Source organism: Rhodoluna sp. (assembly GCF_024639375.1).
Taxonomy (GTDB): domain Bacteria; phylum Actinomycetota; class Actinomycetes; order Actinomycetales; family Microbacteriaceae; genus Rhodoluna.
In genome coordinates, this window is sequence record NZ_JAHEIM010000002.1 from 59,419 (window position 1) to 83,079 (window position 23,661).

Here is a 23,661-nt window from a genome sequence, read left to right on the forward strand (position 1 = left end):
AGCGAGAGTTAGGCTTTAAGGATGACTGAGGGCCCGCTAATTGTTCAGAGCGACAAAACTGCGTTGCTCGAAGTGGACCACCCTCAGGCCGCCGATGCCCGCCATGATTTGGCAATCTTCGCTGAACTCGAGCGCGCGCCCGAGCACATCCACACCTACCGAATTACTCGTCTCGGTCTTTGGAATGCTCGCGCTGCCGGCCACGACTCAGATTTCGTTTTGGGTGTGCTCGATAAGTATTCAAAGTTTGCGGTGCCAGGTTCTGTGCGTTCAGACATTGCAGAAACCATGTCCCGCTATGGCCGACTTGTAATTCAACGAAGCGCCGATGGCGAACTTGAATTGTTCTCCACCGACCGCGCCATTCTTACCGAGGCAAGCCGTCACCGAAAAATTGCAGAGTTGCTCGATGGCCCAATTTCAAATGAAGCTTTTCGCATTCAGCCGTGGGCCCGCGGTCAGGTAAAACAAGAACTTCTAAAACTCGGATGGCCGGCCGAAGACTTCGCCGGCTATACCGAGGGCACCCCGCACCAAATTGCATTAGAGCAAACCGAGTGGAAGATTCGCGATTACCAAAACCAAGCCGTGGCTAAGTTTTGGGAAGGCGGGTCGGGCGTTGTGGTGCTGCCTTGTGGTGCCGGCAAGACTATTGTTGGCGCGGCGGCAATGTCGGTTGCAAAAACCAACACCCTGATTTTGGTAACCAACACTGTTTCAGCTCGTCAGTGGAAGAGTGAATTGCTTCGTCGCACCACTCTTACCGAAGATGAAATTGGCGAGTACAGCGGCTCTCTCAAAGAAGTGAAGCCAATCACAATTGCCACCTACCAAATTCTTACCACCAAGCGCAAAAACGAATACGCACACCTGGCTTTGCTAAATGCAAACGACTGGGGGCTAATCGTTTATGACGAGGTTCACCTTTTGCCGGCACCGATTTTCAAGATGACCGCTGATCTTCAAGCTCGTCGTCGACTGGGCCTCACCGCAACTTTGGTTCGCGAGGATGGCAAAGAGGGCGATGTGTTCTCACTAATTGGCCCAAAGCGTTTTGATGCACCCTGGAAAGAAATTGAATCGCAGGGATACATCGCTCCGGCTGCCTGTTATGAAGTTCGCATCGATCTGCCGGAATCCGAGCGATTGAATTATGCAATTGCTAGCCAAGACGAGCGCTACCGAATTGCAGCAACTTCAACCACCAAAATTCCAGTGATCAAAGAATTGATTGCGAAGCACAAGGGTGAGCCAACGCTCATCATTGGCCAATACCTAGACCAAATTCACGAAGTTTCAGCGGCGCTTGATGTGCCCGAGATTACGGGCGAAACTCCAATCAGCGAACGCGAAACTTTGTTCGAGGCATTCCGCACCGGTCAGCTAAACACCTTGGTGGTTTCAAAGGTGGCTAACTTCTCGGTGGACTTACCCGAGGCATCCGTGGCAATTCAAATCTCTGGTTCTTATGGCAGCCGCCAAGAAGAAGCCCAGCGCCTGGGCCGCTTGCTTCGCCCCAAGGCCGACGGGCGCACAGCGAGCTTCTACACCCTCATCAGTCGTGACACCGTAGATCAGGACTTTGCCCAGAACCGCCAGCGCTTCCTTGCTGAGCAGGGCTACAGCTACGAAATTCTCGACGCTCACAGTCTGTAAAACGTCACAGGCAACACGCTGGTGTCTTTCAGGTTTCTCACAGCAAATTCCCTGAAACTGAACCCATGGAAAACATCAAGGTATTAGTCGTCGATGACGAACCCAACATCCGCGACCTTCTTTCAACTAGCCTCCGCTTCGCCGGCTTCAGTGTTTATGCAGTTGCCAACGGCGCCGATGCAGTAGCCGCCGCCGAAAAGGGCGAGCCAGACATCATCTTGCTAGATGTGATGCTGCCCGACATGAACGGCTTTAGCGTCACCAAGAAACTTCGTTCAATGGGCATCAACGCTCCGATTCTGTTTTTGACCGCTCGCGACGAAACCGAAGACAAAATCACTGGACTAACCGTTGGTGGCGATGACTACATGACCAAGCCATTTAGCTTGGATGAGATTGTTGCTCGAATCAACGCGATTCTGCGTCGCACCAAAGCCGCCGAGGTAGAAGAGTCGGTTCTTGAGGTTGGCGAAATCAAGATCAACCAGGATGCTCACGATGTATTCGTAAATGGCACCGTAGTTGATTTGAGCCCGACCGAATACAAGCTGCTTCGTTTCTTGATGTCGAACCCAAACCGAGTGCTTACCAAGGCTCAGATTCTGGATCACGTCTGGGAATACGACTTCAACGGCGAAATGGGAATCGTCGAGTCTTATGTTTCATACCTTCGCAAGAAGCTCGACCCGCTGACCACAGAACCTTTGATTCAAACTAAACGTGGTGTTGGCTACATGTATAAGTCAACTAAGAACGGCAAGTAATTGAATTCAAAGTTAGCAACCGCTTGGGAGCGCGTCTCGCTGCGCACCAAGCTAACCGCCCTATCGGTTTCACTGATTGGGTTGTTGCTTGTGGTTTCTAGCTTTGGCACTATCTCGTTGCTTCGCACATATTTGCAAGCCAACGTTGACACTCTGCTGAGTTCCACAGCGGCCGCGCTTGCACATGAAGACCCGGCGCAGGTTGAAATGCGATTGGCAACCCACCAACTGCAGTTGCCAAGTTTGCCGAGCGATTTTTACATTGCCTATGTCGACATCAATGGCGACATTTTGATCGGCTTAGTTTCATCAGCCAGCGATGAAAATGAAATTCCGAACGTAAGCAATTTCTCATCCTCTTATGTGATGGCAACCAAAGGTCGTCCGTTCGAGGTTGATAGCAATGGCGTGATCAACGGAACCACCAGCGACCACGGCTGGCGCATGGTGGCCGTGCCGCTAACCAGCATGCCCGGCTCACTTGTGGTGGCTCTGCCCACCGGCGCAAACAACGCTTTGCTTGCGCAGTATGGCTACATCGGTGGCGGCTTTGGCTTGTTGCTGCTATTACTAAGTGGCCTTTCTATTTGGCTCACTATTTCTTCCGCTCTAAAACCCCTGAATGAAGTGGAACGCACAGCCGAGGCAGTCAGCGCCGGTGACATTTCTCAGCGCTTGGTTGAACACCCTGGCCAAACTGAAATGGCCCGCCTGAACCGATCGCTTAACTCAATGCTCGATGGTGTTGAGACGGCCATGAAAGACCGCGCCAAGACTCTCGACCAAATGCGCCGGTTTGTAGCCGATGCGAGTCACGAACTTCGCACTCCCCTGGTTTCGGTTCGCGGTTATGCCGAGCTCTATCGAATGGGCGCTCTCGACCAACCACAGAAGGTTGCCGAGGCAATGAGTCGCATCGAGAGTGAAGCTGTTCGAATGACCGGTCTGGTTGAAAGCCTGCTTACCCTCACCCGCCTTGATGAAACCCAGCAGCTCAAAAAGACTCGCACCAACATTGTTTCTCTCGCAGTTGATGCCGCTAAGGATGCGTCCGTAGCCGATGGCAATCGCAAAATTGTTGTGACCGACATGAATGGCAAAGAGCTCGAAGGTCAGGTTGAAATCAGCGCAAATGTTGACGCAAATTCAATGCGTCAGGTGCTCACCAATTTGCTTGCCAACGCAGCGCGCTTTTCACCTGCCGATGCACAAATTGAAGTTGCAATTGATGCAAACGCAAAACTAGCTGGTGAGCAGCGACTAATTATTGAAGTGCGCGATCACGGTGAAGGCATTCCAGAACAATTGCGCAAAAAAGTATTTGAGCGTTTTTACCGCGTCGACAACTCTCGCAACAGTGAGACCGGCGGTTCAGGGCTTGGTCTCTCAATCGTCTCAAGCATTGTTGCTCGCCACGGAGGAACCATCGAGGCCACTGAAACTCCTGATGGTGGCGCAACCTTCCGCGTCGACGTGCCGGCTTAGTAATCCACAGATTCGTTTCAAATTTGTGTGACTCGCTGCAAATTATGCAGTCTTGATTCATGCCACATTTCAGCGTAGACAGCGAACAAGTCATGGCGGCCAATGCCGCGATTCAAAACACCATCGGTCGACTTAACCACGAAGCCAACACCTTGCATTCGCAATTGCAATCTCTTGAGGGCAGTTGGCAAGGTGTAGCCGCAAACAGTTTTCAAGAGCTGGTGTTGCGTTGGCGCAGCACCGCCACGGCGGTCGATTCACAACTGGGCGAACTAGGCCATGCCCTTGCGATCGCGGCGCAGCAATACAGCGAAATCGAATACGCCAATCAACGACTTTTTCTTTAGCGGATAAAACAAATGGGCGGCCACCGAAGTGACCGCCCATTTAAGTTTTCGAACTTTAGAAGTCCATGCCACCCTGAGGAGCAGCAGGAGCCGCAGCCGGCTCTGGCTTCTCCGAAACAACAGCCTCGGTGGTCAAGAACAAACCAGCGATCGATGCTGCGTTCTGCAATGCAGAGCGAGTCACCTTCACTGGGTCGTTGATGCCAGCCTCAAGCATGTCAACGTACTCGTTGGTTGCAGCGTTTAGACCCTGGCCTGAAGGCAAGTTAGCAACCTTCTCGGCTACAACACCTGGCTCTAGGCCCGCGTTTAGGGCAATTTGCTTTAGCGGAGCCGAGATTGCAACGCGCACGATGTTTGCACCGGTTGCCTCGTCGCCAGTTAGCTCTAGCTTCTCAAATGCAGTCTTGCCTGCCTGTAGCAATGCAACACCACCACCGGCAACGATGCCTTCTTCAACAGCAGCCTTCGCGTTGCGAACTGCGTCTTCAATGCGGTGCTTGCGCTCCTTTAGCTCAACCTCGGTTGCTGCACCAGCCTTAATAACTGCTACACCACCAGCAAGCTTTGCCAAACGCTCCTGCAACTTCTCGCGGTCGTAGTCGCTGTCAGTGTTTTCCATCTCGCGACGAATCTGCTCAACACGACCAGCAATCTGAGCCTGGTCTCCAGCGCCCTCAACGATTGTGGTTTCGTCCTTGGTGATAACAACCTTGCGAACGCGACCCAATAGGTCAAGAGTGGTGTTCTCTAGCTTTAGACCAACTTCTTCAGAAATAACCTGACCACCGGTCAGGATTGCGATGTCCTGCAACATTGCCTTGCGACGGTCACCAAAGCCAGGAGCCTTTACAGCAACTGACTTGAAGATGCCACGGATCTTGTTGACGATCAAAGTCGCAAGCGCTTCGCCGTCGACATCCTCAGCAATAATCAAAAGTGGCTTGTTAGCCTGGATCACCTTGTCAACAACTGGCAGAACATCCTTGATGTTTGAAATCTTGCCGTTGACGATCAAAACGTAAGCGTCTTCAAGAACTGCCTCTTGACGCTCTGGGTCGGTCACCATGTAAGCAGAGATGTAGCCCTTGTCGAAGCGCATACCTTCGGTTAGCTCAAGAGTGATGCCAAAGGTGTTTGACTCTTCAACGGTTACAACGCCCTCTTTGCCAACCTTCTCGATTGCCTCGGCGATTAGTTCACCAATCTGAGTGTCGCCTGCAGAGATAGATGCGGTTGCAGCAATCTGTGCCTGAGTCTCAACTGGCTTTGCGTTGTTGATTAGCTCTGCGATAACCGCGGCAACTGCCTTGTCGATTCCTCGCTTCAGGCTGATTGGGTCTGCACCAGCAGCAACGTTGCGAAGACCTTCGCGAACCAATGCCTGAGCAAGAACGGTTGCAGTTGTTGTTCCGTCACCGGCAACGTCGTCAGTCTTCTTGGCAACTTCCTTTACTAGCTCCGCGCCAATCTTCTCTAGCGGGTCGTCTAGCTCGATCTCTTTAGCGATCGAAACACCATCGTTAGTGATGGTTGGGGCGCCCCACTTCTTCTCTAGAACCACGTTGCGTCCACGTGGGCCAAGGGTCACCTTTACGGTGTCTGCAAGGATGTTCAGTCCGCGCTCTAGTCCGCGACGGGCCTCTTCATCGAAGTGAATGATTTTTGCCATTGGGATTCAATCTCCTGTAAGTAGTTAGCACTCGGTAGGTTTGAGTGCTAATACAGTTTTAGCACTCTCGACCCGAGAGTGCAAATGATCCACAGGGCATCAGGGCAATAAAAAACCCACCCCCGAAGGGATGGGTTCCTATGAAATCTAGCGGTCGCTTAGATAACGTGAACTGCGTCAGCCTGAGGGCCCTTGTCGCCGTTCTTAACTTCGAACTCAACGCGCTGGTTTTCCTTCAGCTCCTTGTAGCCCTCTGACTGGATTGCTGAGAAGTGTACGAATACATCCGCTCCGCCATCCTGGGTAATGAAACCAAAACCCTTTTCAGCGTTGAACCACTTGACGGTTCCTTGTGCCATGTTTTACTCCTGTTACTAATCGAACAACCCGAAAAATCCCCGGGCTGAGTCGCATAGAAAAGAGCTTGTGCTACGGATACTGCTACGACCAGTTCTAACCCTAGCCCCTAGCTGCTTCATAAGGTAGGGCTGCGCAACAATCCACGCAATCGGTTACAAAACGGTTATAACTCTAAAAGTGCGTTTTATTTAAAATCTTTTCCTAAGACCACGGTGATTGGGCCAGCAAACTCAGTTGAAACCTGAATTGGTGCATCGCCAAAAAGAGCAGCCACTTCGGATGCCTGCGAGCGGAAAACCTCGTCAGTGATCACAATCAAAGTTTTCTCAATCGAAATTTGCGTGCCATCTGCGTCTTGCAATTTGGCAGCACCCAAAAAGTTGAACTTGCCGTCGATCAAAGCAGTAGACGCTTTGGTAACTTTTGCCTCGACTGCGGTGCCATCCAGAAGTTTTACTCCTGGGGCTGACTGCGAAGCGCTGGCACTCGGCTGAGGCAGAACGCCATCAAAAACCGTGCTGCTTTCAACTAGCTTTAGCGCGCCATAGCCAATCACTGCAATCACGGCTGCTGCCACAAAAATGCGAACCCATTCATAGACGCGGTCTTTGGCAGTGCGACGCACACGGTGTCTGCCACCATGCTGGGTTGCCGAATCGAATTCATCGATTGGGAACTTTTTTGCCATGATCCTGCTTATCTTTATCAAGCGCCCAAAACGCGGGGTGCTCTCAATATTAGGCCAGGTGCATCATGAAATACCCCATTCAAAAGTCAGAGGATGACTGGCGCAGCCAGTTGACCGAGTTTGAGTACCACGTGCTTCGCGAGGCTGGCACCGAGCGTGCCTATACCGGCGAGCTGCTCGAAGAACACCGAACGGGCATCTTTTCTTGCAAGGCCTGTGGAGTTGAACTTTTTAGAAGTGATGCCAAATTCGACTCACACTGCGGCTGGCCAAGTTTTTATGAACCCAAAGCCGGCGATGCGGTAGAGCTAATCGAAGATCGCAGCCACGGCATGCTGCGCACCGAAGTGCGTTGCGCCAACTGCGGTTCACACCTGGGTCACGTTTTTGAAGATGCCCCGCAAACACCAACCGGCGATCGCTATTGCATCAACTCGGTGAGCATTACCTTTGCACCAGCCAATTAACTTGGGATTCATCCAAAGCGTTTAGGCTTCGAAGATGAGCGATTACAAAAAAGATAGAAACAACGTAACCAATGGCGGCGTTGGTGCATTCATGTTCTTGGCATTTATTGGTGCCGCCGTTTACTTCATCTCAAAGGCCGACGGCTTCTGGGATGGCGTGCTTGGTTTTCTAAAGGCCCTAGTGTGGCCGGCGTTTTTGGTTTATGAAGTGCTGCACAAATTGCTTGGCTAAGAAAGTTTTCAAATGTCGTCTAAACCATCGGTACTTTTTATTTGCGTTCACAACGCAGGCAAGTCACAAACTGCTGAAGCTTTGATGCGCCACATTGCCGGCGACAAAGTTGACATCTATTCAGGCGGCACTGGCCCAGATGAAAATCTTGCCGGCGATGCCGTGGTTGCACTTGCCGAAATTGGCATCGGTGTTGAAGGCCAATTCCCCAAGGCAATCGACCCGGAAGTTTTGCGCAAGGCTGACCGAGTTGTAATTCTTGGTGACCAAGCAAAGGTTGCTCCTGTCGAGGGCATGAAAGCCGAGATTGAAACTTGGCTAACCGTTGAACCTGCTGAGCAAGGTATTCACGGTGCCGAACGAGCCAACCTGGTGCGCGACGACATTTACGCTCGCGTGAAGCAACTGGCAGCAGAACTTGGCGTCGCGTAGCTCAAATACTTAAATGAAAAATGCCTCCCTTGCGGGAGGCATTTTTGTTAGTGGAGCCGACCAGGGGACTCGAACCCCTAACCCTCGCATTACAAGTGCGATGCGCTACCAATTGCGCCAGGTCGGCCGATAGCCCTAGAGCTACCTGGAAGGCAGGTTACCCCGCATTCCAAGAGACAATCCTAGTGGCTAAGTGGGCAACGCTGCCTGTTATCGTGGAATGGGAATTGCGAATTAGGGGGAAACTAAATATGTCTCGCAGAAGTCTTATTGGCACGGTCGTTGGAATTGCGATTTCGGTTTGCCTTTGCTCATGCACGATAAATGTCGGTGGGGCCGGAGCTGTTGACTCATCCTCTAGCCAATCGGGGGCTTCAGAAACAAATGAAGGCACTGACCAAGCTTTGATCAATGAATACTTGGGCAATTTAGCTGCACTAGGACAGGAAGAATCGGCAATCCTGAATACCTACGATTCAGTCAGTGGCGAAAATTACACTGACGACTTGACGATGTACAACACGCTCATTTCATTACTACCGAGAGTGCAAAGTTTTATAGCTGAACTTGAAGCCCTCACCCCAAGCGATGAAACCCTTTCTCTGATTCACAACGACCTTGTGACAGGCTGGAACTTGCAATCCAAAGGTATGACTCTCGCAGTAGCTGCGCTGAAAGAACAAGACGTCAGCAAGATTGCTGAAGGTAATGAGGCACTGGCTGAAGGTAGAGCGCTCCTTCGAAAAGCAGCACAAAAAACGGCCGAGCTAAAGTAAAAAGAGATTCGTTAAACCTCTAGCCATTCATTGCGGCAAGAACAGCCTGCGCAAAGCTGGCTGGGTCAATGTCGCCGGTGTATGGCTTGCCATCGATCAGGATCGTCGGGGTACCGGTAACAATGCTCGGCACCACTCGACTGGTTTCGTTCTGCAACCAAGGAACATAGGTTTTCTTGTCGATGCAGGCAGTTACCTTGTTGCTCTTGGCAATTCCGAATGACTTGAGCTGGGTTTTCAACTGCTCGTCATCAACGGCTGCCCACTTTGAGTTGAACAACTCATCCTGGTTAGTTGGCGGAAGTGAGTAAAGCCAGTTGTGAACCTTCAAGAAGTTGTTTGGGTCGTAGTTGGCAACGCAAAGTGCAGCATTGCCAGCGGTTTCTGACCAGTTTGGGGTGCTTGAGTGATTGCCGTTCACGATTGAGATCGGGTGAACTTCTAGAGTCGCTGCGCCAGTCTCAACCCAGTTGGTGATCTGAGCTGAGTTTGCCTGCTCGAACATTCCACATGCCGGGCACTCAAAATCTAGGTAGATCTTGATGTTAGGCACGTGCTTGTTTGAAGAAGCAGTAGGGGTCGGGGTTGAGGTATTGGTGAAGGCTTCTGCGCCGGCACCAATCTTGATGCCACCGTCGAAAAGAAAGTTTGCTGGCGCCTTGCTGTTGTTGGCCTGGTTGTTGATTCCGGTGAGGACAATCGCCAAGATGATGGCAACTACACCTAGAGCACCGGCAACAACACTCACCTGAGTGATGAGCTTGCGGCGCTTTTGGCCGCGTTTGAAGTTTTCGCGCATCTCACGTGACTTGGCGCGGGCTGCTTCGCGCTGCTCGGCGCGGGTAAGTTTTGGTTCGTTCGGGGTCATTCGATACCTAACTGTTTGTCACGATTTGGTGACGTTGAACCTCACCAGTTTAGATGACCTTTTGGGGGTGCAATAATGACTTTTACCCAGCAGCGCCGCTGTTGGGCCTTTCACAACGGATCGTCCGGCACGTACCTGCCGGTGAAGGAATAGAAAAAATGGCATCAGTAACATTCGATAACGCAACCCGCCTATACCCAGGCGGAACCCGCCCAGCAGTAGACAAAATCAACCTAGAAATCAAGGATGGCGAATTCTTGGTTTTGGTTGGCCCTTCTGGTTGCGGTAAATCAACCACCCTGCGCATGCTTGCCGGCCTAGAAGAGGTAAACGGCGGCCACATTCGCATTGGCGACCGCGACGTCACCGACGTTCCGCCAAAAGACCGCGACATTGCGATGGTTTTCCAGAACTACGCTTTGTACCCACACATGACCGTTGCCGAGAACATGGGCTTCGCTCTAAAGATTGCTGGTGTTAGCAAAGAAGAGCGTGCCGAGCGCGTTCTTGAAGCAGCCAAGCTTCTAGATCTTGAGCCATACCTAGCTCGCAAGCCAAAGGCCCTTTCTGGTGGTCAGCGTCAGCGTGTGGCAATGGGTCGCGCGATTGTTCGCAAGCCTCAGGTGTTCTTGATGGACGAGCCTCTTTCAAACCTTGACGCAAAACTTCGCGTTCAGACTCGCACTCAGATTGCTTCGCTACAGCGTCGCCTTGGTGTCACAACTGTTTACGTGACTCACGACCAGGTTGAAGCGATGACCATGGGTGACCGCGTTGCAGTTCTAAAGGATGGCTTGCTTCAGCAGGTTGCTACCCCTCAGGAGCTTTACGACACCCCACAGAACGTTTTCGTTGCTGGCTTCATTGGCTCACCAGCCATGAACCTATTGCAGTTGCCAATCGTTGAAGGTGGCGTGCAGTTCGGCACCACCGTTCTGAAGATCAGCAAAGATGTTCTGGCTAAGACCAAGCAGAAGACCATCACCGTTGGTGTTCGTCCAGAAAACATGGTTGTTTCAACTAAAGATGGCCTCAAGGTTGAGGTTGACGTTGTTGAAGAACTTGGTGCAGACGGCTACCTATACGGTCACTCAGACTTCGATGGTGCAAACCACGATCTAGTTGCTCGTGTTGACGGTCGCGTTCACCCTAAGGCTGGCGACACTGTTTACCTAAAGGCTGAAGGCGGCATCGTGCACTTGTTCGATGTTGAAACTGGTTTGCGTCTTAACTAGTGAGTTCACTAGACATTACGGCTGCCACGGTAGAGCCAGCACTGCTGGATCTACCGTGGCATTTGCCATTAGAAGACTGGCCAGCTGAAAACATTGCTGCGCTGCCAAAAGGTTTGAGCCGTCACACAGTTCGCTTTGCCCACCTGGCCGACAACGTAATCGCGATTAAAGAGACACTGCCCGATTTGGCAAAGCGCGAATATGACATGCTCAAGAATTTGATCAAGCTCGATGTGCCTTGCGTTGAGCCATTCGCAATTATCAACAACCGTGCCACCACAGATGGTGAGCCGCTGCTTTCGGTATTGATTACGCGACACCTAAAGTTCTCACTTCCCTACCGCGCAATGTGGTCTCAGGGTTTGCGCCCGGACACCGCCAAGCGCTTGGTTGATGCACTGGCATTGTTGCTGGTTCGCTTGCACATCGCCGGTTTCTTCTGGGGCGATGTTTCGCTTTCTAACACTCTGTTTCGCCGCGACGCCGGCGCATTCGCGGCCTACCTGGTTGATGCCGAAACTGGCCACCTTTATGAATCAGGCCTTTCAAACGGCCAGCGCGAAAACGATCTTGAAATTGCTCGCGTAAACATCGCTGGCGAATTGATGGACCTAATTGCCAGCGGTCACGCACAACCTGGCGTCGACGCAGTTGCAACCAGCGAGCGAATCGTAGCCAAATATCGCGAATTATGGGCCGAGCTCACCGGAGTTGAAACTTTCAATGTTGCCGACCGCTGGAAGATTAACCGTCGCGTTGACCGACTGAACGAACTTGGCTTCGACATTGAAGAACTCGCCATCAAGACCAGCGAATCTGGCACCACCGTGAAGATTCAGCCAAAGGTTGTTGATGCTGGCCACCACCAGCGCCGCCTCATTCGGCTGACTGGTTTGGATGTTGAAGAAAACCAAGCTCGCCGACTGCTGAATGACCTCGACCAGTACCGAGTGAATCACCCTCGCCCTGGAGCCGACGAAGAAGTGCTGGCGCACGAATGGTTGAGCAATGCTTTTGAGCCAGTAATAACTTCGATTCCAAAAGAACTTTCTGGTCGCCTAGAGCAAGCCGAGATTTACCACCAGGTGCTTGAACACCGTTGGTACATGTCAGAAGAGCAAGGTCGCGATGTTCCAATTGAAGAAGCGGTGCACGCTTACATCAATGACATTCTGAGATTCCGTCGCGAAGAAGAGGCCTACCTAAGCCCGCCAACCGAGTCGATTACTTTGCCAACTGCAATTCCATCGGGAACCATTGTGGTTGCCGAAGACGACGAAGAAGCTGACTGGCGCGACCTGGTTTAAATTACTTGCGCTTTGAGATTGCTGCAGCGCGACGCTTTGAAATTTCATAAAGCGTGACTGATGCCGCAATGCCTGCGTTTAGCGATTCAGTGTCGCGAGCAATTGGAATTGAAAGAATTGCGTCACAGTTTTCTGCAACCAAACGTGACAAACCTTTTCCTTCCGAACCAACCACAAGAACAATTGGTTCGCTGCCGAGTTCAAAGTTCGGCAAATCCATTTCGCCATCGCCATCAAGACCAACCACAAATACGCCACGCTTCTTCAAATCTTTTAGCGTCGCGTTGAGGTTTGCCGCAAGAGCAACTGGCACACGTGCCGCTGCACCAGCAGAGGTTTTCCAAGCAGCAGCTGTCACGCCGGTTGAACGACGCTGAGGCAAGATAACTCCTTGACCACCGAACGCTGCAACCGAACGAATGATTGCACCAAGGTTACGTGGGTCGGTGATGCCGTCAAGCGCAACAAACAATGGCTTCTGACCACGAGACAAAACCAAATCCAACAATTCCATTGGGTGCTGATATTTGTATGGCGGAACCTGAAGCGCGATGCCCTGGTGCACTGAGTCATAACCAGTCATTCGGTCAATCTCTGGGCGAGTAATTTCGTTCACTGCAATGCCACGAGTTGAAGCAATCTTGATTGCCTCTTTTACGCGGTCATCCATCTCGATGCGCTGTGCAATGAACATTGCGGTTGCCGGCACCTTTGAACGCAGTGCCTCAAGCACTGAGTTGCGACCTGACAAAACTTCGGATGCGTCTGCGGCCTTGGCCACGCGCTGACTCGAACGAGATGCTGCACCTGCAGAACCAGCGGTGCGGGCACTGGGTGCCAAGAACTCTCCCCGGCGAGCGCCTTCACGCGTTGCCTTGGTGCCACGAGCACCTGCAGCCGCTGCACCAGTTGCGCCACGAGCGCCGCGCGCCGGAAGCGCCTTGCCAGTGCGAGCACTAGCGATCTTTGGGTCTAGCTCTGAAGCAAACTTGCGAGCAGTGCCTGAGTTGCCTGCACCCTTTCCAACAATCTTGATGCCGAGTGCGGCAGCCTTGCGCTCTGCTTGCTGGCGTTCTTTAAATGCCTTGTGACCCTTGCGATCTTCAGCCTTAGGGGTTGGGCCGCGGCCTTCTAGGCGCTGCTTGCCGTGGCCACCGGTGCCAACTTTTTTGCCGCTGCTCTTTTTTGCCGCTCCTGGGCGACCTGGTTTACCTGCCATTAGTTGACACTCCAATTTGTTGCGTTAGCGCCGTCTTCAATTGTGATTCCGGCGGCTGTCAGTTGATCTCGAATCGCATCTGATCGAGCAAAATCTTTTGCAGCGCGCGCTGCGTTTCGTTCGGCAATCAAACTCTGCACCAGCGCATCAAGCACTGAGTCGTTTGATGCAGCCTTTGCCCAAGTGGCTGAGATTGGGTTAATGCCAAGCACCTCGGTCATTGCCAAAACAGCAACTACGGATGCCGCCGCGGCCTCAAGGTCTTCGCCGTCTACTGCCGCGTTGCCGGCACGCACGGTTTCGTGCAGCACACCAAGCGCTGCAGGAATCGCAAGGTCGTCATCCATAGCGTTGATAAATTCTGCAGGAAGTGCAGCCAACAAATCGGCAGGAACTGAAGTGGTGTGCTTGGTGCCTTCAAGACGACGAGTTGCACGCTGAATGAACGCTTCAATTCTTGAATAGGCCGCTTCGGCTTCGTCGAGCACACCGTCGTGGTAATCGAGCACCGAGCGATAGTGAGCCGAGCCCAAGTAATAGCGAACTACAACTTCACGAGCCGAGTTCAAAAGATCGCTTGCAAAAATCGAGTTGCCCAAAGACTTTGACATCTTTTGACCTCCAACATTTACGAGCCCGTTGTGCAACCAGTAGTTTGCAAATTCATCACCCGCGGCGCGAGACTGCGCCAACTCGTTTTCGTGGTGTGGGAATCGCAGATCAAGACCACCACCGTGAATGTCAAAGTTAGTGCCCAAATATTTTGTTGCCATAGCTGAGCATTCAATGTGCCAACCCGGGCGACCGGCACCAAACTTGGTTTGCCAGGCAGCTGATTCTGGTTCGCCAGCCTTGTGCGCTTTCCAAAGTGCAAAGTCGTGAGGCTCACGCTTGCCGCGTGGGTCAGCATCTGAATCGGCATCCATGTCGTTAATTTTTTGGTTGGTCAGCTCGCCGTAATCGGCCCATTTGCCAGCCGCAAAATAAACGTTGCCCGAGCCGTCGTCAGCTGGGTAGGCATACCCCGCTTCAATCAGTCGATCAATCAGCTCAAGCATCTCTGGCACGGCTGCCGTTGCGCGAGGCTCATAGGTCGGCGGCAAAATTCCAAGTGCCGAATAAGCACGGTTGAATTCATTTTCAAACTTGTAGGCAAGTGCCCACCACTGTTCACCAGAAAGTTTTGCGTTGTCTAGAACTTTGTCATCAATGTCGGTCACGTTGCGCACCAAAGTAACCTGCATACCTTTGACCTCAAGCCAGCGACGCAGCTGGTCGTAAACCAGAGCCGAGCGCAAGTGACCAACGTGCGGGGCACCTTGAACGGTTGGGCCACAAAGATAGATGCCAACCTGCCCAGCCACCAATGGGCTGAAGGGGCGCACCGCTTGGGCGCGCGAATCAAACAGGCTTAGGCTCACGAGGCAAGCCTACCTTTGGCACTTGCCAGCAGGGCTGTAGCCACTGCGGCTACTCCCTCGCTGTTGCCCAAGAATCCGAGGCCGTCGGTTGTGGTTGCACCAACAGTTACCGGTGCACCCAGGATGCCCGACAACTCAGCTTCGACGGCGGCGCGCATGGGTGCAACCTTTGGTCGGTTGCCAATAATTTGCACCGCAACGTTTTGAATTGAAAAACCGTTTTCGGCAACAAGTTTCATTGCGCCTTCGAGAAAGACACGACCGTTAGCGCCTGAGTATTCAGGGCGGTCAACGCCAAAGTTTGAGCCGATGTCGCCAAGGCCGGCAGCCGACAAAAGTGCGTCAACAATTGCGTGACTCACGGCATCGCCATCGCTGTGCCCTTCAAGCCCGCGCTCCCCGGGCCAAATGATGGTGCCCAAATAAAGCGGCTTGTTTTCGTCTTCACTAAAGCGGTGCACATCGGAGCCGATGCCGCTTCTAAAAGTATTTGCAAAACGAAGTTCGGCAGCAGCCAGGTCTTCCGCGGTTGTAATTTTGAAGGCCGCTTCTTCACCCTCGACCGAAACAATTTGACCGCCATGCGCTTGAAATAGAGCAGCGTCATCGGTGAATTCATTAGCCGCAGCGGCATAGGCCGAAACAAGATCGGCAACTTTAAAACCCTGCGGAGTTTGAGCAACACGCAACAAATTGCGATCAACCGTTTCACGAACAATTTCACCGTCAACACGTTTGATGGTGTCAACAATTTTTAGTGCTGGCACCACGCCATAACCAGAGCGACGAACTTCGTTGGCTACTCGCTGAAACAAACTTGCCGGGGCAAGCGCACGCGCAGCATCGTGCACCAAAACAACATCCAAAGTTTCATCGAGCACACCGAGTGCATTGGCAATTGATTGCTGACGAGAATCGCCGCCCACCACAACGTCGAAGCGAATTGATTTGCCTGCGAGCGCAAGATCGGCAAGTTCGGCGGTTTGCTGTTCGTGCCCAGCTGGCACGGCGATGATTACTTGCTCAAGAGAGGCAAGCGGCGCAATGTTTTCAAGAGTGTGCTGAAGCAAAGTCTTCTCGGCAAGCGAGACGAATGCTTTTGGTTTGTTGGCACCGAGACGGGTGCCAAGGCCTGCGGCCACAACAACCACCGCGAGATCGCGATTGGTCATGTGGGGCCTAAGAAGCTAGAACTTCATCAAGAGTTGCCGAAGCCTTAACCTCATCAACTTTGCGAGCAAGGGCAAGTTCTGAAACCAAGATTTGCCGAGCCTTGGCAAGCATGCGCTTTTCACCAGCAGACAAGCCGCGGTCTTGGTCGCGGCGCCATAGGTCGCGAACAACCTCAGAAACCTTTACAACGTCTCCGGATGCCAGCTTCTCAAGGTTTGCCTTGTAGCGGCGTGACCAGTTGGTTGGCTCTTCGGTGAACTCGGCGCGAAGCACGCTGAAAACTTGCTCAACGCCCTTCTTGTTGATTACGTCTCGCACGCCAACCATCTCAACGTTCTCTGCAGGAACCCAAATGGTTAGGTCCCCCTGGGCAACCTTTAGTTGTAGGTACAACTTGGTTTCAGAACGAATGGTTTTGTTAGCAACCTCAACGATTTGAGCTGCTCCGTGGTGTGGATAAACGACTGTTTCGCCGACTTCAAACTTCATGCAGGTGATTCCCTTCAGAAACCACGATTTTACCACAGGGTTGCACTGTAACAAAGGGATAAACTAATAGCGCTATTGAGTGTTTCTCGGGAGGAAATAATGACTATTCGTAAGTTTGCAACCGTTGCTATCGCAGCAGCCCTAGTTTTTGGTACTGCCGGTTGCACATTCACCTCTCCAGTGGCTACCCGCCAGGCTTACAGCCCGAGCGACGGTGCCCAGGTAAACCTAGAGACCATCAAGGCCCGCAACTTCATTTACCTAAGCAACGGCACCCAGGCTGCGCTATTTGGCTCACTAGTCAACTCAGGCCTGCAAGACGCTGAAGTTCACATTCAGTACACCGATGCCACCTTGAACGAGAAGAAAGACGTTCACTTCATCGTTAAGGCCGGCCAGAAGCTAGACATTGGCTACAACGGCGAGCCAGCCCTAGGAATCGACCTAGACAAGACTCCAGGCAAGATCGTGAGCATCTTCGTTGGTCAAGACTCAGCAACTGGCAACGAGATTCGTGTTCCTGTTCTAGACGGCACCCTAAGCGAATATGCACCGCTAGTGGCCACCTTGAGCACCGTCACTCCTGCAGCCGGCGAAGCAGACCAGCACGCAGAATAAGTTTTCAATGCAAAAACCCTCCCGATTGGGAGGGTTTTTGGTTTAAGGCTTAGACCTCGTATTTATAGCCGAGACCACGAACGGTGAGCAGGTGCTCTGGGCGGGCCGGGTCATCTTCAATCTTTGAGCGAATGCGCTTGATGTGAACATCCAAAGTCTTGGTGTCACCAAAGTAGTTTGAACCCCACACGCGGTCAATGATTTGACCACGGGTAAGCACGCGGTTGGCGTTTTCAAGCAAAAGCTCCAGCAGTTCAAACTCTTTGAGCGGCATTGAAACCTTTTCACCGTGCACAAACACCAGGTGGCGGTCAACATCCATGCGCACTGAACCAACCTCGAGAATGCCGGGGGTTTCGTGAACCACCGGTGACTCAGCCTGGCGGCGAAGCACTGCCTTCATGCGAGCCAATAGCTCACGAGTTGAATAAGGCTTGGTCACGTAGTCATCGGCACCGATTTCTAGGCCAACCACTTTGTCAATTTCAGAGTCTTTTGCGGTAAGCATGATGATTGGCACCTGCGAGGTGTTGCGAATGTGGCGGCAAACTTCATTGCCGCTCATTCCTGGCAACATCAGGTCGAGCAGAATCATGTCTGCACCGAAGTCTTCGAAGACACTAACTGCCTGGCTGCCATCTTCGGCCTCGACTACGTCGTAACCCTCTTTTTGCAACAGGTAAACCAAAGGCTCACGAAGTGACTTTTCATCTTCAACAACTAGAACACGGGTCATTCTTCATCCTCAATGTCTTGCTCATTTACTATCGGCAGGCGCAGGGTGAATGTAGAACCCAAACCTGGTCGAGAAAATACTTGGATGTCGCCGCGGTGGTTCAAGGCAACATGCTTCACGATCGACAACCCGAGGCCAGTGCCTCCGGTTTGACGTGAGCGAGATGGGTCAGCGCGATAGAAACGTTCAAAGATTCGTTCTTGGTGCTCAGGCGCGATTCCAACTCCGTTGTCGGTAACCGAGATTGCTGCAATATCGTCTGGTTCGATTCTCAAACCGATGCCCACTTGGCTGCCTTCATCCGAGTACAAAATTGCATTCTCGATGAGGTTCTTGACTGCCATGGTGAGCATTTCGTGATCGCCCAAAACCTTCACGCCGGCAGGGGCATCCGAGCTAATACGCACGTGGCGACGCTCGGCCAAAACTTGATTGCGCTCGACGCCTTCAGAGATAACTCCGGATAGGTCGATCACATGCGCGTTTTTGGCTATGTCGGCACTCTGTAGGCGAGATAGCTGAATGATGTCTTGAACCAAGCTGGCTAGGCGACGAGATTCGCGAAACAGGTCACCGGCGAATTTCTTCACCATGGTTGCGTCATCCGCGGCGTCGACCAATGCTTCGGATAGCAGGCTGATTGCCCCAATTGGTGTTTTAAGTTCGTGTGAAATGTTGGCCACAAAATCGCGGCGAGTGTCTTCGAGTCGCTTTGACTCGGTTTCGTCTTCGACAGTCAAAAGCACGTTGCCATCTTTGAGCAAGGCGGCGCGAGCATGAACCCAAACGCTGTCGTTGCGCAGGCCAGTTGACAGCTCAAACTCACCTTCGCATGGGTTGCCTGAGATGCGGGCCTTTTCGACCAGCTCAACCAACGAGCTGTGAATCAAGATGCGGTTTTGAACCAAACCCAGAACTTGAGCCCCGGTGGTAGCGCGAACGACGTGATTTGAGCCATCCACAACAACGCCAGCGGTAGCCAAGACATCCAGCAGGTATGCCACAGTTTCCTGCACTGGCTGGGTCGCAACGGCTTCCAATTCGGCCTTCCGGGTTCGAAGTGCCAGAACCCAAACCAGCACGCCTCCAACCAAGAAACCCAGCACTGCTGCTAGTAGTATGGCGAAGGATGCGTTCACATTCTTAACACTAGGCGATTCTGACATCCCGCCCGAGTGGAGGGTTTACGCATCCGAGGAAATTTGGCCTTAGTTCAAGCACTATTTCGCCTTTGTTTACCTAAGGCTGTCAGGGTTCTTGCTAATACACAGTTTTAAGGAAGGTGCACCATGCGCGAAATTTTTCAGTCTCAGCTGCACGAGGTTCAGACTCGCCTAATCGAGATTGCCGAAGACGCCGCACGTGTGGCAGAGAAGGCCACTAAGGCTTTCACCACCTCAGATGTGACTCTTGCCGACGAGGCCATTGCCGTTGCCGACGCCATGACCAATAAGGCGCTGGCTCTAGACGAGCTAGTAATCAAGATTTTGGCAAAGCAATCACCGGTTGCTCGCGACCTGCGCATCCTGGTGTCAGCCCTTCGCATCTCAGCTTCGCTTGAGCGCATGGGTGCTCTTGCTGGCCACATCGCGGCAATCGCCCGCTACCGTTTTCCAGGTGCAGCTGTTCCTGAAGCACTAAAGGCAACCTTCGAAGAGATGGGCGCACTTGACGTGAAGCTGGCTCACCAGGTTGTTGAGCTTTTGAAGAACACCGACGCAGACTTCGCTCGCCAGATTCAGGCTGAGGATGAGCGTGTGGATGAATTGCACCGCAGCGTATTCGACACCGTTCTTGGCGACAGCTGGAAAGAGAACGCAATGTTCACCGTTGACGTGACTCTAGCTAGCCGCTACCACGAGCGTTTTGCAGACCACGTAGTAGACATTTCATCGAAGGTTAGCTACCTAACCACCGGTGACTGGTCAGACGAAGACCTAACCGCTTAGTTTTTAGCAATAAGAAAAGGCCTCCCGATTGGGAGGCCTTTTCTTATTAGCTTGTGGTTTTACTTCTTGTTGCCTTGTGCCGCAACTGCAGCAGCGCCAGCGGCAGCAGCCTCTGGGTCAAGGTATTCGCCGCCCTCAACGATTGGCTTGAAGTTTTCGTCTAGCTTGTAAACCAACGGAATTCCGGTTGGAATGTTTAGCTCGGCGATCTCATCATCTGAAACGTGGTCGAGGTGCTTTACCAATGCACGTAGCGAGTTGCCGTGTGCGGTAACCAAAACGGTCTTGCCCTCTTTTAGCGAAGGCTGAATGTCTGAAAGCCAATAAGGCAACATGCGCTCTAGAACATCTTTGAGGCATTCGGTCTTTGGCACATCTGAACCCAAGTCTGCATAACGCTCATCGTGAGCTTGCGAATACTTATCGTTGTCATCGATTGGCGGTGGTGGCACGTCATAGCTGCGGCGCCAGGTTTGGAACATCTCGGCACCGTACTCTTCAAGAGTCTGTGCCTTGTCTTTGCCTTGCAACGCACCATAGTGACGCTCGTTCAAACGCCAGTCACGCTTCACGTCGATCCAGCTGCGGTCGGCGGCACTCAACGCAATGTGTGCGGTGTTGATTGCGCGCTTTAGGCGTGATGTGTAAAGCAGGTCTGGCTTTAGGCCTGACTCGGCTAGCAGTTCACCTGCACGCTTGGCTTCTTCGCGACCTTGGTCGCTTAGGTCTACGTCTACCCATCCGGTAAACAAGTTCTTCTGGTTCCAGTCACTGTTTCCGTGACGCAACAGGATCAATGTGTATTTAGCGGTCATGCGCTCAAGTTTAGAGGTTCGACTAGGTTGGTTTCGTGGCAGCAAAAAAGCCAATTGGCACAATCACTCGGGGAACCACCAACCCCAACCGACTTCGACGAATCGATCGGTACATTGCTGCCCTGCCTATTCTTCGAACCGCGGATGAGCCAATCGTGGTTGACCTTGGCTTTGGTGCCAGCCCAATAACCGCGATCGAGTTGCTGCAGCGCCTTCAAAAAGTGAATCGTGGCACACACGTGGTTGGCATCGAGATTGACCGCGAGCGAGTTGAGCGAGGGCTTGCCGTGGCCGGCCCCAACCTGCACTTCACCCACGGCGGCTTCGAAGTGCCCTTGCCTGCTGCGCTGGCTAACAGCGCCACAGTGATTCGCGCCTTCAATGTGTTGCGTCAGTATGACGAGAGCGAAGTGGCAGCGGCTTGGGCGCTAATGCAAAAGAGGCTTACGCCGGGTGGCGTGATTGTTGAAGGCACCTGCGATGAAATTGGCCGACTGGCCAGCTGGGTCACCTTGGATGCCACCGGCCCGATTAGTTTCACAATTTCACTTCGACTGAGTGGCCTGGAAATGCCGAGCAAAGTTGCCGAGCGTCTGCCCAAGATTTTGATTCACCACAACCAACCCGGTGAAAAGATTCACGAGTTTTTGAGTGCCCTCGACATGGCGTGGCAAACGAATTCAGGCATTGGCGCATTTGGGGCAGCCCAACGCTGGGTTGCCAGTTGCAAACAGTTGGTTGAAGCGGGTTGGCCAATTGTTGGCGATCACAAACGTTGGCGCTTGGGTGAAATCAGTTTGGATTGGAAAGCAGTGCAGCCAAACTAGATTTTGAGCTGCCTAGATAGTCGGCAATTCGGTGCGAGCGGCATCCTCAGTCATGCCACTGGCACACAACAGGTCGACCAATAACGGGCGCAGCAACAGCAAAACGCTTGCCTCGCGAATTTCGTTGGCGATGCCGAAGCGCTTTGGGTCAAGCTGGTGAATAATTTCAACGAACATTTCTTGAGCATCGCCACGAGCTTGTTCGTCCTCGAGACCACGCTGCAACATCGTGGTTGCGCTTCCAATCTGATCGAACAAGTCAGCCAGGTATGGTCTGGCCTTGCCGTCGTCAACTAAAAAGTCAACGCGACGAACCACTACGCGCAAATTGCGAGTCGCAAGATCCATGCCACGCATCAAGCGCACTTGTCCCGAAAGTTCATCGCGATATTTGCGAAGAAACGGCGAGATGCGCGAAACGGCAATTGCACTGTCGAGCGAGAGGCGCCAGTTGTCTACCAGCGGTTGAGACTTGCGCATCTGCGCGAGTGCCGCGTCGGCAACTCGGTTATCAACTCGGCGCACTGCAATCTCGAGTGCCTTTAGTGAATCAAGAAAAACAAAGAACAAAGCTTCACCGTCGTGCTTGGCCAAGCCGCGCGGGTCACGCGGAATCAACGCGGTGAAAAGTAATGCAGTTGCACCACCGAGCAAACCATCAAGGCTACGGATAAATGCACCGCCCTCGGGCGCCGGCATGATGTAAACCAACATCGCCTGAATGCCAACCGTGAGTGCAAACGCAGCAGAACCGTTGATAAATCTTGCAGCGGTGAGACAAATCAACAGCACGAGTGCCATTTGCCAAACACCTGAGCCAATCACCCAAAGCAAAACTTCACTGAGTGCAATTCCCAGAATCATTCCAAAGGCTGTTTGCAGCACACGCTTCGGTCTGGCATCACGCGAAAAACCTAGCGAAGCAATGGTGACCGTAACCGCAAAGATTGGATTGGTGTGCCCAAGCAAAAAATGAGCAATCGAAAAAGCGGCGGTGGCACCCAGAACAATTTGCAAAATCGGTGGCACCGATTGAATTACGCGTGATGTTGATTCGCGCAAACTCCAGTGCAATTTTGGAGTTTTCATTTGTGCCTTCCGCCCATCAACAAATTGCGCTTCGGCAAATCCGCGGCCTTGCCAGCGCTAGCCGGCACGATTACTTCTTGGTTCGCGGCAATCGCCCCAACACTGCTTTCAACAACCAGGTGAGCTGCCTCGGGCACGCTTCGACTCAACAGCGCCAATGCAATCGGGCCCATCTCATAATGGTTGGCCGCAACGGTGATCTTGCCTCGGATGGCTTCATCGCCAGCAACTCGAACCGCATCACCCGCATCGGGAATTGCGTGCCCCGAACCATCGAGGTGCAAGAAAGTTAAGCGACGAGGCGGGTGACCAAGGTTGTGCACCTTGGCAATCGTTTCTTGGCCGCGGTAGCAACCCTTGCTCATGTGCACCGCGGTTGAAAGCCAATCAAATTCGTGAGGCAGAGCCTTGTCGTCAACTTCGGTGAGTTGGCGCGGGCGATGCGCTGCAACGCGCACCGCGTCATAAGCCATTAGTCCGGCGGCTTCGTAATTTGCAGCAACTGCAACGATGTTGCTAGCCGCAATTAGGTTTTCGGTCCAAGGCCAAACTGCAGGTCGAGCCATTGAATAACGAACTCCACCGGCGACTACGCCCGGCCACGGATCCTGCCAAACCAAGGGCACACCATTAGAAACCTCGGCCTCAGTCAATGCCGCACCTAGGTGACCAACTACTGCGAAGTCATCCGAACGGTCTTGAATTTCAACTTTTTTGCGAAACACCATTTTGTTAAGCCAGGACAACAATGGTTCGCGGCCTTCTGCTTCAACAATCAACCAAGAAGTTTGACCGTCATCTAAGAAGTGGATTACCTGTTCGACGTGACCGTTCGGGTCTAGCAACAATGTTTCGGCAGAAACTCCAGGCGCCAGGTTTGAAAGATTTTGCGAGAGCAAAGAGTGCAACCAAGTTAGGCGATCTTCGCCACTCACGGTGATGATGCCCCGAGGGCCGAGTTCAACAATTGCTGTGCCGGCAACTAAATTGCGTTGCTCAATCATTGGGTTACCAAAATGTGCGGCAACACTCATGT

General features: G+C 52.6%; 26 protein-coding genes and 1 tRNA gene. 13 read left to right on the forward strand and 14 right to left on the reverse strand.

The features are described 5' to 3' along the window. Positions 1–21: 21 nt before the first annotated feature. The 4 genes from Q0L28_RS01115 to Q0L28_RS01130 all read left to right on the forward strand — a co-directional run bounded on the left by Q0L28_RS01115 (position 22) and on the right by Q0L28_RS01130 (position 4,252). Entirely contained in the window at positions 22–1,656 is a 1,635-nt protein-coding gene (locus Q0L28_RS01115) for a DNA repair helicase XPB (protein WP_296630390.1), read from the forward strand. A 65-nt stretch (positions 1,657–1,721) separates the two neighbouring features. Beyond that, positions 1,722–2,420, forward strand: a complete 699-nt coding sequence (locus Q0L28_RS01120) for a response regulator transcription factor (protein WP_296630393.1) — start codon at positions 1,722–1,724, stop codon at positions 2,418–2,420. Then, the gene (locus Q0L28_RS01125; RefSeq protein ID WP_296630395.1) at positions 2,421–3,905 is read left to right on the forward strand and encodes an ATP-binding protein; all 1,485 of its coding nucleotides are present in this window, start codon (positions 2,421–2,423) and stop codon (positions 3,903–3,905) included. Positions 3,906–3,964: 59 nt separating this feature from the next. After that, on the forward strand, positions 3,965–4,252 hold the full coding sequence (locus Q0L28_RS01130; protein ID WP_296630397.1) for a WXG100 family type VII secretion target: 288 nt from the start codon (positions 3,965–3,967) through the stop codon (positions 4,250–4,252). 55 nt (positions 4,253–4,307) lie between these two features. Here the strand turns inward: Q0L28_RS01130 and groL are convergent, their stop codons facing one another. The 3 genes from groL to Q0L28_RS01145 form a co-directional block, all read right to left on the reverse strand. Next, positions 4,308–5,924: a chaperonin GroEL gene (gene groL, locus Q0L28_RS01135; RefSeq protein ID WP_296630399.1), complete on the reverse strand. Its 1,617-nt coding sequence runs from the start codon at positions 5,922–5,924 to the stop codon at positions 4,308–4,310. Positions 5,925–6,082: 158 nt separating this feature from the next. Beyond that, entirely contained in the window at positions 6,083–6,283 is a 201-nt protein-coding gene (locus Q0L28_RS01140) for a cold-shock protein (RefSeq protein ID WP_296630404.1), read from the reverse strand. 185 nt (positions 6,284–6,468) lie between these two features. Next, the gene (locus Q0L28_RS01145) at positions 6,469–6,972 is read right to left on the reverse strand and encodes a LytR C-terminal domain-containing protein (RefSeq protein WP_296630407.1); all 504 of its coding nucleotides are present in this window, start codon (positions 6,970–6,972) and stop codon (positions 6,469–6,471) included. A gap of 65 nt (positions 6,973–7,037) precedes the next feature. Here Q0L28_RS01145 and msrB point away from each other — a divergent pair, with 65 nt between their 5' ends. Genes msrB through Q0L28_RS01160 form a run of 3 tightly spaced genes read left to right on the forward strand, consistent with a single transcriptional unit; the run spans position 7,038 to position 8,103 of the window. After that, positions 7,038–7,439 (forward strand): peptide-methionine (R)-S-oxide reductase MsrB, encoded by a 402-nt coding sequence (msrB, locus tag Q0L28_RS01150; protein ID WP_296630409.1) that lies wholly within the window; start codon positions 7,038–7,040, stop codon positions 7,437–7,439. 34 nt (positions 7,440–7,473) lie between these two features. After that, the gene (locus tag Q0L28_RS01155) at positions 7,474–7,671 is read left to right on the forward strand and encodes a hypothetical protein (RefSeq protein ID WP_296630411.1); all 198 of its coding nucleotides are present in this window, start codon (positions 7,474–7,476) and stop codon (positions 7,669–7,671) included. Between the two features lie 12 nt (positions 7,672–7,683). Continuing rightward, complete coding sequence (locus Q0L28_RS01160) at positions 7,684–8,103, forward strand: low molecular weight phosphatase family protein (RefSeq protein ID WP_296630414.1); 420 nt, start codon at positions 7,684–7,686, stop codon at positions 8,101–8,103. Between the two features lie 51 nt (positions 8,104–8,154). Here the strand turns inward: Q0L28_RS01160 and Q0L28_RS01165 are convergent. Beyond that, positions 8,155–8,230, reverse strand: a tRNA-Thr gene (locus Q0L28_RS01165). 58 nt (positions 8,231–8,288) lie between these two features. Here Q0L28_RS01165 and Q0L28_RS01170 point away from each other — a divergent pair. After that, complete coding sequence (locus tag Q0L28_RS01170) at positions 8,289–8,879, forward strand: hypothetical protein (protein WP_296630416.1); 591 nt, start codon at positions 8,289–8,291, stop codon at positions 8,877–8,879. A 19-nt stretch (positions 8,880–8,898) separates the two neighbouring features. Here Q0L28_RS01170 and Q0L28_RS01175 read toward each other — a convergent pair whose 3' ends face one another. Next, a complete protein-coding gene (locus tag Q0L28_RS01175; RefSeq protein ID WP_296630417.1) occupies positions 8,899–9,747 on the reverse strand; it encodes a thioredoxin domain-containing protein in 849 nt (282 codons plus the stop codon). Positions 9,748–9,905: 158 nt separating this feature from the next. Here Q0L28_RS01175 and ugpC point away from each other — a divergent pair, with 158 nt between their 5' ends. Together ugpC and Q0L28_RS01185 are read left to right on the forward strand one after the other, a co-directional pair. After that, positions 9,906–10,982, forward strand: a complete 1,077-nt coding sequence (gene ugpC, locus Q0L28_RS01180; protein WP_296630419.1) for a sn-glycerol-3-phosphate ABC transporter ATP-binding protein UgpC — start codon at positions 9,906–9,908, stop codon at positions 10,980–10,982. Beyond that, entirely contained in the window at positions 10,982–12,289 is a 1,308-nt protein-coding gene (locus Q0L28_RS01185; RefSeq protein ID WP_296630421.1) for a DUF4032 domain-containing protein, read from the forward strand. The genes ugpC and Q0L28_RS01185 overlap by 1 nt, the downstream gene beginning before the upstream one ends. 1 nt (position 12,290) lies before the next feature. On the opposite strand, the gene rlmB is transcribed toward Q0L28_RS01185, so the two are convergent. The 4 genes from rlmB to Q0L28_RS01205 are packed head-to-tail and all read right to left on the reverse strand — an operon-like array spanning position 12,291 to position 16,591. After that, a complete protein-coding gene (gene rlmB / locus Q0L28_RS01190; protein ID WP_296630422.1) occupies positions 12,291–13,508 on the reverse strand; it encodes a 23S rRNA (guanosine(2251)-2'-O)-methyltransferase RlmB in 1,218 nt (405 codons plus the stop codon). Continuing rightward, positions 13,508–14,929, reverse strand: a complete 1,422-nt coding sequence (cysS, locus tag Q0L28_RS01195) for a cysteine--tRNA ligase (protein ID WP_296630424.1) — start codon at positions 14,927–14,929, stop codon at positions 13,508–13,510. Before cysS ends, rlmB begins: the two co-directional genes overlap by 1 nt. Continuing rightward, positions 14,926–16,101 (reverse strand): 2-C-methyl-D-erythritol 4-phosphate cytidylyltransferase, encoded by a 1,176-nt coding sequence (ispD, locus tag Q0L28_RS01200; protein WP_296630426.1) that lies wholly within the window; start codon positions 16,099–16,101, stop codon positions 14,926–14,928. Before ispD ends, cysS begins: the two co-directional genes overlap by 4 nt. Before the next feature lie 7 nt (positions 16,102–16,108). Beyond that, positions 16,109–16,591 carry a CarD family transcriptional regulator gene (locus tag Q0L28_RS01205; RefSeq protein WP_296630428.1) on the reverse strand — a complete coding sequence of 161 codons (483 nt, stop codon included), beginning with the start codon at positions 16,589–16,591 and terminating at the stop codon, positions 16,109–16,111. Between the two features lie 99 nt (positions 16,592–16,690). Here Q0L28_RS01205 and Q0L28_RS01210 point away from each other — a divergent pair, with 99 nt between their 5' ends. Next, a complete protein-coding gene (locus Q0L28_RS01210) occupies positions 16,691–17,209 on the forward strand; it encodes a hypothetical protein (protein WP_296630430.1) in 519 nt (172 codons plus the stop codon). Positions 17,210–17,258: 49 nt separating this feature from the next. Here Q0L28_RS01210 and Q0L28_RS01215 read toward each other — a convergent pair whose 3' ends face one another. Together Q0L28_RS01215 and Q0L28_RS01220 are read right to left on the reverse strand one after the other, a co-directional pair. Further along, positions 17,259–17,945 carry a response regulator transcription factor gene (locus tag Q0L28_RS01215; RefSeq protein ID WP_296630432.1) on the reverse strand — a complete coding sequence of 229 codons (687 nt, stop codon included), beginning with the start codon at positions 17,943–17,945 and terminating at the stop codon, positions 17,259–17,261. Further along, positions 17,942–19,111: an ATP-binding protein gene (locus Q0L28_RS01220; RefSeq protein WP_296630433.1), complete on the reverse strand. Its 1,170-nt coding sequence runs from the start codon at positions 19,109–19,111 to the stop codon at positions 17,942–17,944. Before Q0L28_RS01220 ends, Q0L28_RS01215 begins: the two co-directional genes overlap by 4 nt. Positions 19,112–19,234: 123 nt before the next feature. Here Q0L28_RS01220 and phoU point away from each other — a divergent pair, with 123 nt between their 5' ends. Continuing rightward, positions 19,235–19,894, forward strand: a complete 660-nt coding sequence (gene phoU, locus Q0L28_RS01225; RefSeq protein WP_296630435.1) for a phosphate signaling complex protein PhoU — start codon at positions 19,235–19,237, stop codon at positions 19,892–19,894. Positions 19,895–19,953: 59 nt separating this feature from the next. Here the strand turns inward: phoU and Q0L28_RS01230 are convergent, their stop codons facing one another. Continuing rightward, complete coding sequence (locus Q0L28_RS01230; protein WP_296630437.1) at positions 19,954–20,709, reverse strand: phosphoglyceromutase; 756 nt, start codon at positions 20,707–20,709, stop codon at positions 19,954–19,956. A 35-nt stretch (positions 20,710–20,744) separates the two neighbouring features. Here Q0L28_RS01230 and Q0L28_RS01235 point away from each other — a divergent pair, with 35 nt between their 5' ends. Next, entirely contained in the window at positions 20,745–21,536 is a 792-nt protein-coding gene (locus tag Q0L28_RS01235) for a class I SAM-dependent methyltransferase (RefSeq protein ID WP_296630438.1), read from the forward strand. A gap of 12 nt (positions 21,537–21,548) precedes the next feature. Here Q0L28_RS01235 and Q0L28_RS01240 read toward each other — a convergent pair whose 3' ends face one another. Both Q0L28_RS01240 and Q0L28_RS01245 read right to left on the reverse strand, forming a co-directional pair. Continuing rightward, positions 21,549–22,625, reverse strand: coding sequence for an FUSC family protein (locus Q0L28_RS01240; protein WP_296630442.1), 1,077 nt, complete (start codon positions 22,623–22,625; stop codon positions 21,549–21,551). Then, positions 22,622–23,659 (reverse strand): folate-binding protein, encoded by a 1,038-nt coding sequence (locus tag Q0L28_RS01245; RefSeq protein ID WP_296630446.1) that lies wholly within the window; start codon positions 23,657–23,659, stop codon positions 22,622–22,624. Before Q0L28_RS01245 ends, Q0L28_RS01240 begins: the two co-directional genes overlap by 4 nt. Between the last annotated feature and the right edge of the window lie 2 nt (positions 23,660–23,661).

Coding starts and splice junctions, on each gene's coding strand:
- Q0L28_RS01115 (WP_296630390.1), top strand. CDS start 22: ATGACTGAGGGCCCGCTAATTGTTCAGAGCGACAAAACTGCGTTGCTC.
- Q0L28_RS01120 (WP_296630393.1), top strand. CDS start 1,722: ATGGAAAACATCAAGGTATTAGTCGTCGATGACGAACCCAACATCCGC.
- Q0L28_RS01130 (WP_296630397.1), top strand. CDS start 3,965: ATGCCACATTTCAGCGTAGACAGCGAACAAGTCATGGCGGCCAATGCC.
- groL (WP_296630399.1), bottom strand. CDS start 5,924: ATGGCAAAAATCATTCACTTCGATGAAGAGGCCCGTCGCGGACTAGAG.
- Q0L28_RS01140 (WP_296630404.1), bottom strand. CDS start 6,283: ATGGCACAAGGAACCGTCAAGTGGTTCAACGCTGAAAAGGGTTTTGGT.
- Q0L28_RS01145 (WP_296630407.1), bottom strand. CDS start 6,972: ATGGCAAAAAAGTTCCCAATCGATGAATTCGATTCGGCAACCCAGCAT.
- msrB (WP_296630409.1), top strand. CDS start 7,038: ATGAAATACCCCATTCAAAAGTCAGAGGATGACTGGCGCAGCCAGTTG.
- Q0L28_RS01155 (WP_296630411.1), top strand. CDS start 7,474: ATGAGCGATTACAAAAAAGATAGAAACAACGTAACCAATGGCGGCGTT.
- Q0L28_RS01160 (WP_296630414.1), top strand. CDS start 7,684: ATGTCGTCTAAACCATCGGTACTTTTTATTTGCGTTCACAACGCAGGC.
- Q0L28_RS01175 (WP_296630417.1), bottom strand. CDS start 9,747: ATGACCCCGAACGAACCAAAACTTACCCGCGCCGAGCAGCGCGAAGCA.
- ugpC (WP_296630419.1), top strand. CDS start 9,906: ATGGCATCAGTAACATTCGATAACGCAACCCGCCTATACCCAGGCGGA.
- rlmB (WP_296630422.1), bottom strand. CDS start 13,508: ATGGCAGGTAAACCAGGTCGCCCAGGAGCGGCAAAAAAGAGCAGCGGC.
- ispD (WP_296630426.1), bottom strand. CDS start 16,101: ATGACCAATCGCGATCTCGCGGTGGTTGTTGTGGCCGCAGGCCTTGGC.
- Q0L28_RS01205 (WP_296630428.1), bottom strand. CDS start 16,591: ATGAAGTTTGAAGTCGGCGAAACAGTCGTTTATCCACACCACGGAGCA.
- Q0L28_RS01210 (WP_296630430.1), top strand. CDS start 16,691: ATGACTATTCGTAAGTTTGCAACCGTTGCTATCGCAGCAGCCCTAGTT.
- Q0L28_RS01215 (WP_296630432.1), bottom strand. CDS start 17,945: ATGACCCGTGTTCTAGTTGTTGAAGATGAAAAGTCACTTCGTGAGCCT.
- Q0L28_RS01220 (WP_296630433.1), bottom strand. CDS start 19,111: ATGTCAGAATCGCCTAGTGTTAAGAATGTGAACGCATCCTTCGCCATA.
- phoU (WP_296630435.1), top strand. CDS start 19,235: ATGCGCGAAATTTTTCAGTCTCAGCTGCACGAGGTTCAGACTCGCCTA.
- Q0L28_RS01230 (WP_296630437.1), bottom strand. CDS start 20,709: ATGACCGCTAAATACACATTGATCCTGTTGCGTCACGGAAACAGTGAC.
- Q0L28_RS01240 (WP_296630442.1), bottom strand. CDS start 22,625: ATGAAAACTCCAAAATTGCACTGGAGTTTGCGCGAATCAACATCACGC.
- Q0L28_RS01245 (WP_296630446.1), bottom strand. CDS start 23,659: ATGAGTGTTGCCGCACATTTTGGTAACCCAATGATTGAGCAACGCAAT.